This is a genomic window from Vibrio sp. 1CM2L (assembly GCF_023161695.1).
In the GTDB taxonomy this organism is placed as follows: domain Bacteria; phylum Pseudomonadota; class Gammaproteobacteria; order Enterobacterales; family Vibrionaceae; genus Vibrio; species Vibrio coralliirubri.
The window spans coordinates 12,260-25,745 of the sequence record NZ_JALNTT010000012.1; the positions used below are offsets into that span (position 1 = coordinate 12,260).

The following is a 13,486-nucleotide window of genomic DNA, read 5'->3' on the forward strand; positions in this document are numbered from 1 at the left end:
GTTTACTATGCGAATTTATCGAGGGTTAAAGCCCATCAAAGCTATGACCTTTGACTTGGATGACACCCTGTATGACAACTGGCCTGTGATCATGAAGGTTGAGAAAGAGATGGCACAGTGGCTTTATCAAAAGCACCCAATGTCGGCTTCTTTATCGCTTGAAGAGTGGCAGGGCATTAAACAGCAAGTCGCATCTGAAAACCCAGCTTTGAAACATGATGTCACCGTGTGGCGTGAAACTCAGATTAAGAGTGGTTTGCTGCAATTGGGTTACTCTTTGCTGCAAGCAGAACAAGCGGCTCGAGAGGGCATTGAGCATGCCTTATGGCTGCGCAATCAAGTCGACGTTCCTCAAGAAACACATCGAGTGATGACTGAGCTTAGCCAAAGTATTCCTCTGGTTGCGATTACCAATGGCAATGTCGACCCACACAAAATTGGCTTAGGGCAGTATTTTCAATTAATCCTTAAAGCCGGCCCTGATGGCAGAGCAAAACCCTATCCAGATATGTTTGAAAAAGCTCAGCAACACCTAGGTTGTGACGCTGAGAATATTCTTCATGTTGGCGATCACCTCAAAACGGATGTCTATGGAGCCAAGCAAAATGGCTTCCAAGCGTGCTGGTTTAATGACACTGGTTCCAATTTATACCGCTCCCCGAAGGCGAGTGTGCTCCCTGATGTTGAAATAGACCAACTTAGCGATCTTATGCGACTAATTTAATGGCTCGGTAAGCTTATTGTGTCGCATTTATGATAGTGAATTGTTACATTAGTCGCCTATAAAAGCCTGATTAGGCTAGGATAATTGGCGACTACTTTTTATCGATTCATTTCAGTCATAGCAGTGGTTGCGGGTTGTTACTTCACTCGATTTTGAACAAGGGTTGGCATGCAAACATTTACATTTCTCGCAAATACTGAGGCGTTATTTAGAGCTCAATTTGATCAGCGAGAATGGTGTGACAGCAAACAGTACCTTATTCAAATTTTCTCAGCACAATCTTCAGATCTGGCTCGTCAAATCGCGGGTGTTGCCCTCAATCGTTTAAATAATGCGACGCTAATTGGCCAGAGTGCTCGTCATGTTATCTGTGATAATTGCCTTGAAAGTGCATGCACCTTAGTCATCATCAGTGAGTTCAACGAAACCCATCTAACCTCTGCGGTCCAGCCTTTTTCCGGCAATCCAAATCAAGACAGCCAAGACTTAGCTTTTCAGCTGCGCCTTACAGAAGACACCAAAACGGTCATCAGCTTGTGCGATCAGGTTGAAGGGCGTGATTATCCTATTTATAGCGCTTTTGAAAATTTGCCTTACGCCTTGCCGATAGCTGGTGGACTGTGCCATGAGAATGAATTTGGCCGTTGGGTTATGTATAACGAGCAAACCTACCAACACGCCTGTGTTGCTGTGGCTCTGACTAACCCAAGATTGAAGGTTTGGTCGGACGCGTACTCTGAGTGGAACCCGATTGGGATGAAGCTACGAGTCACACACGCAATCGGAAATCGCTTATACGCATTGAACGACAAGCCGGCTATCGAAGTATTCAAACATTACCTTGCGGATGGCAAAGACCTTCCTTTTAGCCAGCTGATGAGCTTTCCGCTTTATCGAGAACTTGGTAGAAAGAAGGGTATTTCGACGCCGCTGCGTATTAATGATGATGGCAGTATCGAGTTTGATAGCCCTTGGCATATCGGTGAAGAGGCGCAGTTTTGTTATAACCACCCCTCGTTGACTGCAGAAAAGGTGCGCCACGGGGCCGAGATGCTAGCCATGCATCAGCCTGAATCGGTGATCATTTATAACTGCGTATCTCGACTTGAATTTATCGACAGTAAACTTGAGCTCAAGCCATTTGAAGGGATAGTGAATACGTGCGGTGCCTACTGCATGGGTGAGCTATACCGTAATGAAGACCGCCAAGAGATACTGCACCACAGCCTGACTTATATCGCTATGCGCGAGTCTGACGAGATTAAAGAGTTTCATTGTGAAGACTTTCAGTGTGGCTCAACCGTCTCGCCATTGCTTAACCTTGTCAGAAATGCAGTCGCAGATCTCGACAGTATGAATACTCAGATGGAAAAGAAACTCCATCAACAAGCGCGTCGCTTAACCGAAAGCTATCGCATTGACTCGCGTACTGGTTTGCCGAACCGTATCGTATTGAAAGAACGCCTCAATACGATTCTGTTTAGTGAACACTTACTCACGTTAAAGCTCACGAATTTCCATCAAGTTAACGAAAAGTACGGCTATCAGGTGGGTGATCAGTTACTGCTTGATCTGTCTAATCACTTTATCGAACGATTGCAGCTTCGTGTCGTGAAAGAGCCTCGCGTGAAGGTAGAGTTATTCAGTATTGGTGTTGGAGAGTGGGCGATTATCTTTAATGCCAGTGTTGGTAGTGCGAAAATAAAAGAAGGGTTTGTTGAGTTCGCAGATGACATCGAACACATAAATTTTGAGCCGTATGGTTTGGCTGATATTGATTACCTGTCAGTTTCTCTGTGTGGAGGCTTTGCTAGTCGTTGTGATTTTTTAACCGACAGCGGTGACCAGATCTTATTGAAAGCGATCGAAGCTCGACGCTATGGAGTACGTAATAATACCCACATCACCAATGCCAAAGACATTCAGGTGAGCGAAGAGGACCGCAAAGAGCAACTCGGTTGGTTGAGCTGTGTCAGTCGTGCGATTCTAGATCAGAACATCATCACCTACTCACAGCCGATTGTCGCATCGGGTACGCACGAAATGATTGGCCAAGAGTGTTTGGTCAGAATCATGGAGTCGGATGGTACCATTGTGCCACCAGGAAAGTTCTTACCGATCATTGCTGACACCCATCTTTACACGCGCCTTAGTCGACACATGATTAAGAGCACTATCGGCTATATGGCGGATAAGCAGAGCTCGTTTTCTATCAATCTATCCCCACAAGATTTGTTGAGCGACAAGACGCTTGAGGTGCTCGAGGCTGCGATCAATGGTATGAACGATCCTACTCGACTTGGTTTAGAGGTTCTCGAGTCTGAACAGATTAAAGATTATGGCCGCATGATTGAGGTGTGTGATCACTTCCGTGCGCTTGGGGCGAGAATTATTGTTGATGACTTTGGCTCTGGTTACTCCAACATCGATGAAATCATTAAGTTAGAGCCGCAGATCATTAAGCTCGACGGTAGCTTGATCCGTAATATCGACAAAGACCAAAAACAAAGAAACATCGCTTCTCAGTTGGTTCGTTTGTGCCAAGTGTTCAATGCCAAAACGGTCGCTGAATTTGTCCATAACCAACAGGTTTGTGAGATAGCAGAGCAAATGGGTGTCGATTATCTGCAGGGTTACTACTTCGGTGAGCCTAAGCGACTGTTTTAGCTGTTAAAGCTTCCCGTATTGTGTAAATACTGGCTATAAAAGTACTGCGCCGCCATGAATGACTGCTTTTTGGCGGAATGAATGATGTCTAACTAAGGTCACATTATTCATAACACGATCGTAAGTATTCCGTGCAAGCCTTATCTATAATAAGCACAATAACAAATCATTAACGTAACGATTAATGTGAATATGCAGTCGACTTCTCTCCTGATACAAGACATTGAGCAAACCCAACGTGAATTGGAAAAGATAGATTTTCATCAACATGAAAGCCTTCTGATTCAGGTGTTTTCGTCTTTCGAGAAAGGTTCTGTTTTGGCTGCCTGCCAAGTGATTCAATCGACATTCCCCAATGCCAAGCTGATTGGTTGCAGTGCTAACCACTACATCAGCCAAGGCGTCATCCTACACCAAGGTCTTTATCTGATTGTTACCCGCTTTGACGCGACGTCTTATTCTTGTGGTGTTGTCGAATATAGCGATCAACCATTACTCGATAGCCACGCTATGTGGCAACAGCTTGAGTGCAATGATAATACTCAAAGCATCATCTGTTTCGCAGACCGTTTGCAGATAAATAACCGAGATCTATTTTCAGCGTTTGAGCAGTCGAGATATTCATTACCGATCTGCGGCGGTGCATCGACCATCACAGATAATGGACGTTGGGTGATGTTAGACGGCATTTGCTATGAAAATGCCTATGTGATGTTGGCACTGCACAGTGTCGAACTCTCCATCGCTAAGGGTTATTACACTGAATGGAATCCGATTGGTCGGACTTTTCGAGTGACAGGTGCTCAAGATAATCGGCTGTTGGAGTTGGATGGGATGCCTGTTCGTGAACTCTATAATCGTTACCTTGCTGATGGCCTCGAAGTACCTTTTGAGCAACTGCATAACTTTCCCTTGATGGTCGGTGACCCGAAAGAGCAAAACATTCATTTACCGCTCAAGGTAACGGAAAGTGGAGAGATAGAATTCAGCGGCCTGTTCCAAGTGGGCGATGAGGTCCGGTTTTGTTATGACCATCCATCATTAACCCTAGAGCAAATACGACTGGGCGTTCAACAGATCGCTTCTCATAGACCAGAACAGTTCTTCATTTACAACTGCACCTCTCGTATCGACTTTATCGATGGTAACCAAGAGGTTGAGGTTTTCCAAAAATTGGCCGACAGCTATGGCGTTTACTGCATGGGAGAACTTTATCAAGAGAATAGCCAACAGCGAATCTTGCACCATAGCCTCACTTACCTTGCGCTTAGAGAAGGAGAGGGTAAGGCGGTATTGCCATTAGAGACACAACCCGCGACCAACATATCCCCTCTGTTTTCATTGATCCGAAATGCACTGCTTGATGTCGATGACATGAACAACAGCATGGCGAGTAAGATTCAGCAGCAAGCCACTGCATTGACGGCAAGCTACCGAATTGATCACCGTACTGGCTTACCCAATCGAAGTGTGTTGCGTGAGAAGCTGTCGAAGATGAGCAGTGACAGCCACTTGTTAGCTTTGAAGGTCACGACCTTTGGTCAGATCAATGAGAAGTATGGCTATCGAGTGGGTGACAAGCTTCTACATGACTTGAGTGAGTACTTTCAAAAGGCGCTGTGGCAGTTCTTTGATGAAGGTTGTCAGCTCTACAGTATCGGTATTGGTGAGTGGGCGGTGGTGTTTGATAGTTGGGCGAGCCAAGAACATATTCACCAGCGATTCTCGGAATTTGCTGATCAAACCGAGCATGTGAATTTTGAGCCTACCGGTTTACCCGATATTGATTACTTGTCGGTGTCTATCTGTGCGGGTATTGCCAGCCGTCGAGATTTCCCGACTACCTCTATTGATGACTTATTGTTGAAGGCGATTGATGCGCGGCGCAGCGCCGTCAGCCAAAACAAACACCTAGTGAGCGCCAAGGCACTCATTCAATTGGAGAAGCATCGCCAAGAGCAACTTGGTTGGCTGTCGTGCGTGAGTCGCGCTGTGCTTAATCAGAATATTGTGGCGTGTTCTCAACCGATTGTTTCGGCGCATAGCCATCAGGTAGAGAGCTACGAGTGCTTGGTTCGAATTGAAGAGGACGGGCAGTTGATTGCGCCGGGTAAGTTCTTGCCAATTATTGAAGGAACCCATCTCTATACACGCCTCAGTCGTCAGATGATAACGCGCACCTTCGATTTTATGAGTCAGCGAACCGATTCGTTCTCAATTAATTTAGCGCCTCAAGATTTCAGCAATGAGAAAACCATTCTTCACCTTGAGCAAGCCATCAAGAAAATCAGTCACCCACAGCGTATTGGCTTAGAGGTGTTAGAGACGGAACAAATTCAGGATTACGGTCGCTTGATTGAGGTGTGTAATCACTTCCGCGATCTTGGTGTGAATATTATTGTTGATGACTTTGGTTCGGGCTATTCGAACATTGATGAGATATTGAAACTGGAACCACAGGTGATCAAGCTTGATGGCAGTTTGATTCGCAATATTGATAAAGATAAAAAGCAGCGCAAGATCGCTCAGCAGCTAGTGAGCTTATGCCAGATTCTGAATGCTAAGACGGTGGCGGAGTTCGTTCATAACGAACAGGTGTGTCGTATTGCTGAAGACATGGGCGTTGATTACCTGCAAGGGTATTATTTTGGTCAACCTCAGCGTTTGTTTTGATGGAGCGACCGTTTCACGTGAAACACTCGTTGATTCAACAACGAAAGTACGATGTAAAAAAGGTGAGCTTATGGCTCACCTTTTTTGTTTTTAGTATCTGTCCCGTCCTGAAATGTGTTTATTGCCTTCGCGCACGCCTGCTTGGTCTATTTGAGGGCGTGGCCACACTTGTCGGCGTGGAAGACTTTTAGATAATGCTGGTAGTAGTCATCAATGAGCTTGGCAGGTTCGCTTTCACCTAAAGATTTGAGTAACTCAATACCCACTTCACAAGTACACAAGTGGCCGCTGTCTTGATTGCGGCGCAAGGTGTATGAGGATTCGCTGGTGATGTCGAGGTGAACTTGCGGAACGGCTTGTAACCACGAGCTCTTATTAAGCATCTTCTTCGCTTCTTGCCATGTGCCATCCAAGATGATGAATAGCGGCTTACGACTCTGGGCTTGGGTCATCACGGCTTGCTGGCACTCGATGCTTTTATCACTTGGGAATAGCAGAAACGGTTGTCGTGTTTCATCGTCAAGTAGCGCGATGAGCTCCGCTGGTGGTGTTTTCCTTTGCCATACCAAGGACTGACACTGCTCAAGGGATTGCTGAAGTAGCTTTCCGGTATTGGTATCGCGCGACAGTTCATTCTCATGAGTGAGCAGTACAAGATCGATTTGGCTTTCGACACTAGGTATCAGGTGACAAATACATTGGTGAGTGAAGCCACAACCAGGGCAAGCTTGTTGGTTACTCATGTTTACAGCTTCACTCCACTTTGTGCGGGTGAGATACCATCAGCAAACAAAACCACGTCGCTGATATCAGCATCATCTGCAACTGGAGCGACACTTGGGTTTAGCGGGTAGCTGACTCCAGAGTATGACAGTGTGTGTTTCGCCGGTGTTGCACCGCCGCCACTGACGTTGAAGATCAGATCCTGCCAGCCATGGTTTTGCGATTTACCTAAGCGTATGTCGCCCTTAACCAGTGTCACTCGGCTATTGAAGCGCCAGTTATCTTGATGGTTTTCGAAAATTAGCAGTGTACAGCCACCAGAACCACACCAATCGAGTTGGGCGAACAGCTCTTCTTTACCGTCGCCGTTGAGGTCGTAGGTTAACCAGCGGTACTTGGTATCGTCAGGTGAGCTGTTGTTGATCTTAAAATACTCGCGGATCGCTTGGTCGACTTTGGGATCAAGTTGATCACTAGAGTTCACCTGTTTTGCGGTTAGATCAACGTTAGCGGTGGTGTTTACTTGCGCTTGCGCACTCTTAGCTTCGAATAGCACCAGACCGCCATTGGCAATCGGATACACCACGTTACCCACTTTCTCTTTTTCAGCGATTAGCTTGCCATTATCGAGTGTGAAGATGCGCTCGGAGATCAAATACTGTTGCTGGTGGCGAGTCATAACCACTTGTACCTGATTTTGGTTCAGTTGCTGCCAGAAACCCTGTTCAACAATAGAAGGGTCTCCATTGCTGTATGAATAAGTTGTGATAGCACTGTGGTCATCGCTGAGTTCAAGGTTGATAGAGAACCCTGAGTTTTGCGTTGAGCTAGCGAAGTAGAGCCCGCTCCAATCCAGTGTTGGATCTTGGTTAGAGACTGTCGCACAACCATTGTAGTCACTGTCATTGAGGTTAAGTTTGGCATGCCATCCATAGATAGAGTCGCTCATGCCGTCGCTGCAGCTCTCTTTCGTAAGGTTGAGTTTGCCTTGTGCTGCTTTACCTTCTAATTGGTAATCACGGCTGCTCGATGTGGTGCGGCTTGATTCAATATCGAGGGTCTGTGGCTGTTCGCCCATCTTAGTATATTTGAGCTGGTCTTTATCGAAGGTTGCTGACCAGAAGGGTTCATTACCAAATACTCGTGTTGAACGCAGTGGTTGGTCGCAGCGCTCTGGGTTCTCTGCGGTTAGGATGTTCACTTGATCAACCACGAAACGGGCTGTGAAGTCTGCATTATAACCCGTTTGGCTCGGCACGGTTAGGTGACCAATCAGCTCGCCATATAAAGCTTGGTAAGGTCTCGTTGAGAGCCCTTGTGCTTCTAGCGCTAACTCTGGAGATAAGTCTAACCAGTATTGTTGTTGGCTGCCGCAAGGCGTGAAGGTTCGACTTTCGTGACCAACCACCACCTGACCACGCATGATGAAGGTTTGTGGTTGAATGCTCAGTGGCTCATCCAAGGTTGCTGGGGGCTGTTCAGGTTGTTGCGGCGTATCAGGTGCCGTAACACAGCCTTGTAGAGCGAACGCGACTAGCCATGTCACTGGGTTTTTCATTACCTTCATGTTATATCTTCCTCGGAGCAACCGTTAATTGGATTTATTATGGCATATTGGTTATTTAAAACAGAACCCGACACCTTCTCTATTCAGACCCTGAGAGTACAAAAAACCTCTTGTTGGGAGGGTGTACGCAACTATCAGGCTCGAAATATGATGCGTGATGACGTCAAGCTTGGAGATTTGGTGATGATATACCACTCATCATGCAAAAAAGTTGGCGTAGCGGGGATCGCTAAAGTAACCAGAGAAGCCTACCCAGACCACTTTCAGTTCGACCCAGAGAGTGATTACTACGATCCTAAGTCTTCACCCGATAACCCGCGCTGGATTATGGTGGATGTCGAGTTTGTGCGAGTGACTGAGCGCTTGATTCCTTTGGCTACGCTTAAAGCCATGCCTGAACTCTCCGAAATGCCATTGGTGAAACGCGGTAATCGCTTATCCATCATGCCGGTTACCGAACAAGAGTGGCAGGCAATCTTAAGCAAAGAAGTGCTAGGTTCTCGATAGCGTTAGAGAGAGCTTTTTACGTAAGGTTCAAAAAAGGCAGCCCGTTGGCTGCCTTTTTATTTATTCCGATATCTTCAACGAGCGAGATTAGAGCAGGTGCTTTTCTAGGTAGTGAGCAACGGCATCGTCTGCGTTACTGCCAATCACTTCATTGTCTGGTAGTGCTTTCATCACTTTCTCATGTGATGTACCCATGATTAGACCTTTACCCGCCATAGCCAGCATTTCAGCGTCGTTCATGCCATCACCAAAGGCAACACAGTTATCCAGTGTCAGGTTTAGTGATTTTGCAACAGCGTCTAGAGCGTGGCCTTTAGAGACTTCAGCGGCCATCACTTCCAGACACCAAGGTGTAGAGAAGGCGATGTTCAGTTTGTCGCCAAAAGCATCTCTTAGCTTTTGTTCAAACGTGACGAGATATTCGTGGTCTTGTTCTGGGTGTGTGAAGAAGACTTTCGCGATGCCTTCGCTTGGTGCGTTTTCAGCTTCAAAGCGCTTGTAGCTAAAGCCAGATTCGCTGTGGAATTTAGCCAACATTTCATCTTCACGGTCTAGTAGCCAATCTTCATTCTGGTACATGTGAATAAAGAGGTTTGGATCTTGGCGAACAATATCAATAACCGGCTGAACGAGTTCCTGAGGTACGTTCTGGCTATACATTAGTTGATCATTCTGGTCATGCACGCGTGCACCGTTTGAAGTGATCATGTACGCCGGAATGCCTGCTATCTGACGAATACCCGCCACATCGACGTGGTGACGACCCGTTGCGAAGATGAAGGTATAACCTTGGTCGTGTAATTTCTTAAGCGTTAGCTTGGTAAAGTCGCTTAGCTGATGGTTGGGAGCCAAAAGCGTACCATCTAAATCAGAAGCAACAATTTTCACGGAATCTTTTAGTGCAGGAATACTCATTTAACCCTCATTGCAAAATGCTTAACCAATATTGACGCTAGCCAGCGCTAGAATCGTTTTAACTACAATATCTCTAGGTAGAAATTGTATGCCAAATTCATGCAAGAAAAGAGGGCAAAGCTCACTTACTTCTCTTCCTCTTTAGCGCTTATTTTTTTGGTAGGTTGCTTAGCCTATTAGCTTTAGGCGAAAAACTGGTTGATCGCATCCAGTGTTTGATTGCGATATTCATCTTGCTCAAACAACACCTCATGCCTAGAACCCTCAACCAACTTAAACTGACAATCAGAGTTGGTTTTCTTCAGCTTAGAGATGAACTTTACTTGAGCACTGTTACTGACAATCTTTTCGTCCCCAGCTTGAATCAATAGCAGAGGGATCTTGATTTGACGAGTTTGTTGAATCGCTTGCTTGGCGGCCATTAACCCTTGCCACACCCAACGCGTGCTTGGTCCACCCACCTGCAAAGATGGAGACTCGTCATATAAGCGACGGAACCACTGATAACGAACCTTGCTGTGGCTTAGTAAGTTGTTTTCAAAAGGCTTCGAATAATATGCTTGCTGGCCCGGCGCGTAAGTCGGCTTGGTATAAAAAGCGGTGAGCACTTGTCCAACGATCATCGCGATAGGTTTCAGGTACCACTCGGTATTGATACCAAACATCGGAGCGCACAGAGTCACCTTATCAAATGGGTGGCCTGGATGAGTTTGTAGGTAGCGGGTGGCTATGGTGCTGCCCATTGAGTGTGCGAGCAGGTAGCGATTGGAATACTTACTGAGATCGAAACTGGCAATGACGTCAGACATGTCAGATGCATAATCATCAAACTCATGAATGTGACCAATGTCAGAGTCTGTTACCATACGTTCAGACTGGCCTTGACCTTGGTGGTCAAATGAATAAACGTCATAGCCTTGTTGATAGAAGTCATAAAAGAGTTCTTGGTATTTTTGGCAGCACTCAATGCGGCCATTTGAAATAACAATCGCCTTGGTATGAGTCTCTGAAGTCAGGCTACACCAGTACAGCTTCTTTTTACCGGATGTTGTTACATACCCATCTTTTCGTTGTTGCCAAAGGGTGGAGATCGGGTGTTTAATCGCTTGCTCGAACTCAGGTTCTTGCGTGTATGAAAACAGGGTGGCACTGTGGTTTTCCATGGGAAATTACCTGAACTGATGCGTGTGAGAGCTTTATCGCTACTAATGTTGTTAGATTAAAGAACTAGTAAGGAAATGCAAATGGATACTCATGTTTGGCTTGCTTATGTCGTTACGGCGATATTGTTTAGTTTGGCTCCGGGCTCAGGTACCGTTAACTCAATCAGCAATGGGCTAAGTTATGGCACCAAGAAGTCACTCGCGTCGATCGCTGGCTTACAGCTCGGTCTTGCATTCCACATTATGCTGGTGGGCGCGGGCATTGGTGCATTAGTGGCTCAATCCGCGTTGGCATTCACCATCATCAAGTGGGTGGGCGTGGTTTACCTTCTTTGGTTGGGTATTCAAAAGTGGCGTGACAACTCTAGCTTAGTGGCTTCACAAGAAAACTCGACGCTATCGAGTGGCAAGCTGCTTAGAAATGCGGTGCTGATTAACCTTACCAACCCAAAATCTATTGTGTTTTTGGTGGCTCTTTTCCCTCAATTTATCGATCCGACACAGCCGCAAGCACCGCAATTATTAGTGTTAGGTGTTACAACGGTATTCATTGATAGCGTTGTTATGTTGGGCTACACCTCATTAGCTTCACAAATGGGACGTTTTATTCGTTCAGATCGCATAATGGGTAAGATAAATAAAATCTTTGGTGGTATGTTCATGGGCTGCGGCGCATTGCTGGCTGCTGCCAAAGCCTAATCAAAGCAATAGAGTTAAAGTTAAACCAATTAGAGTTATCAAGAAATGACCGCTACCTACGTTGCTCGACAACCTATCTTAAACCGTAAGAAGAACACGCTTGGTTATGAGCTGCTGTTTCGTGACGGAGAAAGGAATGCCTATCCAGCGCATATAGAGTCTAATCGAGCAACGTATCGTCTGATCGTTGAGAACTTCTTGTCGGTTGGGCTTAACCCATCGATCCCATCTTCACGCTGCTTTATTAACTTCCCTTACCAAAGCTTGATTCGTCGGTTGCCTTTGAGCTTGCCGAAAGACAAGGTGGTGGTTGAGATCCTTGAAACCTGCCAACCGACCGACGAATTATTAGAAGCCGTTAAAGAGCTTTATCAAGCGGGGTACATGATTGCCCTAGATGACTTTACTTCGACGCCAGAATGGGAACGTTTCCTCAAATACACGCATATTGTTAAGCTCGATATCATGCAGATGGGCTTGGATGAGGCGTGTGATTTGGTCAAAGCACATCAAGGGAAAAAGTTTAGCTTTCTTGCTGAACGAGTCGAAACCGAACAAGAATTCCAGCAAGCCAAAGAGGCGGGCTTTAAGTTCTTCCAAGGCTATTTCTTTAGCAAGCCGGAAATCATCAAGACTAAGTACATTAGCCCAGAGCAAGTGATTGCCATGGAGCTGTTCCAAGAAGTGTGTAAGCCCGATGTCGACTTTCAGCGTGTCGAGAGTATCGTCGCGAAAGATGTCGCCTTGTCTTATAAGCTACTGCGCTTTGTGAACACCATGTCGCCTCGTCTAGAAGTGACCATCTCTTCATTCCGTCAGGCCTTGGTGTACCTAGGGCAAGAAAAACTGAAAATGTTTGTCTCGCTGGCGGTGGCGTCTTACGTCTCGGATAAAAAACCGAAAGAGTTGTATGGCTTGTCTTTGCAGCGAGCACAGTTTTGTCAGCGTATGTCTCGCTATCAGGCATTTGAAGGACATACCGAGCAAGCCTTTATGATTGGTTTGTTCTCGTTGCTGGATGCATTGCTCGACCTATCGTTAGAGAATTTAGTTGAGCAACTGCCTTTGTGTAAAAGTATCAAGGTGGCTCTGCTTCGTAGAGAAGGGCCATATGGTACCTTGCTCGCACTTGAAGAGAGCTTTGAACATGCCGATTGGCAACAGATTGATGAGCACTGCGCTGATTTAGGATTAAGCGTGGATCAGGTCAAAACGGAGCTTACTGAAGCTCGCCGTTGGAGCCATACCGTGACTAACAAGCTCTGATATTTCTTCGTTAAACTTTTATGACAATTGAAACGCACGCCTTGACGTGCGTTTTTTTATAACTAATATATACGCACATCCATATATGAGTATATAGTTATGCTTCCTCACCAATTTTTTAAATTACTGTCTGATGAAACGCGAGTGCGTTGCTTAATGATGATTGTGCGCCAAGAGTGCCTTTCTGTTGGTGAGTTGACTCAGGCATTACAAGAAAGTCAGCCAAAGGTTTCACGCCACCTTGCGCAGTTGCGTTCAAACGGCATTTTGACTGACGTTCGCCAAGGGCAGTGGGTTTTTTACCGTCTGTCAAAAGATTTACCGGGTTGGATGCTAAAGTTAATTGATGACCTTATCGCATCGAACTGTTTGAAAACTGAATACCAGCAGGATATTGAGCGCTTAGAGTCGATGAACTCACGCCCAGTATGTTGCGTTTAAATACATTAAAACTTAATGCCGAAATAGTTGGAGTTGCAGCTAGGCGACAAGTGAACTTATCCCTATGAGCATAGTTGGCTCTATGTAATTAGGGCGGCCGGCGCTCCGGTAAGTGAACGTAGTCAACAACGCTGCGGCTTC

11 protein-coding genes are annotated in these 13,486 nt (G+C 46.0%); 7 read left to right on the plus strand and 4 right to left on the minus strand.

All coding sequences use genetic code 11. From position 1 onward, the window contains the following. Positions 1 to 7 precede the first annotated feature (7 nt). From yigB to MSG34_RS23280, 3 genes are all read left to right on the plus strand, one after another. Positions 8 to 724: a 5-amino-6-(5-phospho-D-ribitylamino)uracil phosphatase YigB gene (yigB, locus tag MSG34_RS23270; protein WP_248339531.1), complete on the plus strand. Its 717-nt coding sequence runs from the start codon at positions 8 to 10 to the stop codon at positions 722 to 724. 168 nt (positions 725 to 892) lie between these two features. After that, positions 893 to 3,391, plus strand: coding sequence for an EAL domain-containing protein (locus tag MSG34_RS23275; RefSeq protein ID WP_248339533.1), 2,499 nt, complete (start codon positions 893 to 895; stop codon positions 3,389 to 3,391). A gap of 192 nt (positions 3,392 to 3,583) precedes the next feature. Beyond that, positions 3,584 to 6,064 carry an EAL domain-containing protein gene (locus MSG34_RS23280; RefSeq protein ID WP_248339535.1) on the plus strand — a complete coding sequence of 827 codons (2,481 nt, stop codon included), beginning with the start codon at positions 3,584 to 3,586 and terminating at the stop codon, positions 6,062 to 6,064. A gap of 146 nt (positions 6,065 to 6,210) precedes the next feature. Here the strand turns inward: MSG34_RS23280 and MSG34_RS23285 are convergent, their stop codons facing one another. Together MSG34_RS23285 and MSG34_RS23290 are read right to left on the minus strand one after the other, a co-directional pair. Further along, positions 6,211 to 6,807 carry a DTW domain-containing protein gene (locus tag MSG34_RS23285; RefSeq protein WP_248339537.1) on the minus strand — a complete coding sequence of 199 codons (597 nt, stop codon included), beginning with the start codon at positions 6,805 to 6,807 and terminating at the stop codon, positions 6,211 to 6,213. Positions 6,808 to 6,809: 2 nt separating this feature from the next. Next, positions 6,810 to 8,354 (minus strand): hypothetical protein, encoded by a 1,545-nt coding sequence (locus tag MSG34_RS23290; protein ID WP_248339539.1) that lies wholly within the window; start codon positions 8,352 to 8,354, stop codon positions 6,810 to 6,812. 39 nt (positions 8,355 to 8,393) lie between these two features. Between MSG34_RS23290 and MSG34_RS23295 the strand changes: the two genes are divergently transcribed. After that, a complete protein-coding gene (locus tag MSG34_RS23295; protein ID WP_017633148.1) occupies positions 8,394 to 8,861 on the plus strand; it encodes an EVE domain-containing protein in 468 nt (155 codons plus the stop codon). 87 nt (positions 8,862 to 8,948) lie between these two features. Here the strand turns inward: MSG34_RS23295 and MSG34_RS23300 are convergent, their stop codons facing one another. Further along, the gene (locus MSG34_RS23300) at positions 8,949 to 9,776 is read right to left on the minus strand and encodes a Cof-type HAD-IIB family hydrolase (protein ID WP_017061022.1); all 828 of its coding nucleotides are present in this window, start codon (positions 9,774 to 9,776) and stop codon (positions 8,949 to 8,951) included. Between the two features lie 182 nt (positions 9,777 to 9,958). Continuing rightward, positions 9,959 to 10,939: an alpha/beta fold hydrolase gene (locus tag MSG34_RS23305; RefSeq protein WP_248339541.1), complete on the minus strand. Its 981-nt coding sequence runs from the start codon at positions 10,937 to 10,939 to the stop codon at positions 9,959 to 9,961. A gap of 81 nt (positions 10,940 to 11,020) precedes the next feature. Here MSG34_RS23305 and rhtB point away from each other — a divergent pair, with 81 nt between their 5' ends. From rhtB to MSG34_RS23320, 3 genes are all read left to right on the plus strand, one after another. Beyond that, a complete protein-coding gene (gene rhtB / locus MSG34_RS23310; RefSeq protein WP_048610767.1) occupies positions 11,021 to 11,638 on the plus strand; it encodes a homoserine/homoserine lactone efflux protein in 618 nt (205 codons plus the stop codon). Between the two features lie 45 nt (positions 11,639 to 11,683). Continuing rightward, positions 11,684 to 12,904, plus strand: coding sequence for an EAL and HDOD domain-containing protein (locus MSG34_RS23315; RefSeq protein ID WP_050622211.1), 1,221 nt, complete (start codon positions 11,684 to 11,686; stop codon positions 12,902 to 12,904). Positions 12,905 to 13,003: 99 nt separating this feature from the next. Continuing rightward, the gene (locus tag MSG34_RS23320) at positions 13,004 to 13,345 is read left to right on the plus strand and encodes a metalloregulator ArsR/SmtB family transcription factor (protein WP_048610763.1); all 342 of its coding nucleotides are present in this window, start codon (positions 13,004 to 13,006) and stop codon (positions 13,343 to 13,345) included. The last annotated feature ends 141 nt before the right edge of the window (positions 13,346 to 13,486 follow it).

Bases quoted from the DNA above. Each gene is read 5' to 3' on its own strand.
- rhtB (WP_048610767.1), top strand. From the start codon at position 11,021: ATGGATACTCATGTTTGGCTTGCTTATGTCGTTACGGCGATATTGTTT.
- MSG34_RS23285 (WP_248339537.1), bottom strand. From the start codon at position 6,807: ATGAGTAACCAACAAGCTTGCCCTGGTTGTGGCTTCACTCACCAATGT.
- yigB (WP_248339531.1), top strand. From the start codon at position 8: ATGCGAATTTATCGAGGGTTAAAGCCCATCAAAGCTATGACCTTTGAC.
- MSG34_RS23305 (WP_248339541.1), bottom strand. From the start codon at position 10,939: ATGGAAAACCACAGTGCCACCCTGTTTTCATACACGCAAGAACCTGAG.
- MSG34_RS23300 (WP_017061022.1), bottom strand. From the start codon at position 9,776: ATGAGTATTCCTGCACTAAAAGATTCCGTGAAAATTGTTGCTTCTGAT.
- MSG34_RS23320 (WP_048610763.1), top strand. From the start codon at position 13,004: ATGCTTCCTCACCAATTTTTTAAATTACTGTCTGATGAAACGCGAGTG.
- MSG34_RS23275 (WP_248339533.1), top strand. From the start codon at position 893: ATGCAAACATTTACATTTCTCGCAAATACTGAGGCGTTATTTAGAGCT.
- MSG34_RS23280 (WP_248339535.1), top strand. From the start codon at position 3,584: ATGCAGTCGACTTCTCTCCTGATACAAGACATTGAGCAAACCCAACGT.
- MSG34_RS23295 (WP_017633148.1), top strand. From the start codon at position 8,394: ATGGCATATTGGTTATTTAAAACAGAACCCGACACCTTCTCTATTCAG.
- MSG34_RS23290 (WP_248339539.1), bottom strand. From the start codon at position 8,354: ATGAAGGTAATGAAAAACCCAGTGACATGGCTAGTCGCGTTCGCTCTA.
- MSG34_RS23315 (WP_050622211.1), top strand. From the start codon at position 11,684: ATGACCGCTACCTACGTTGCTCGACAACCTATCTTAAACCGTAAGAAG.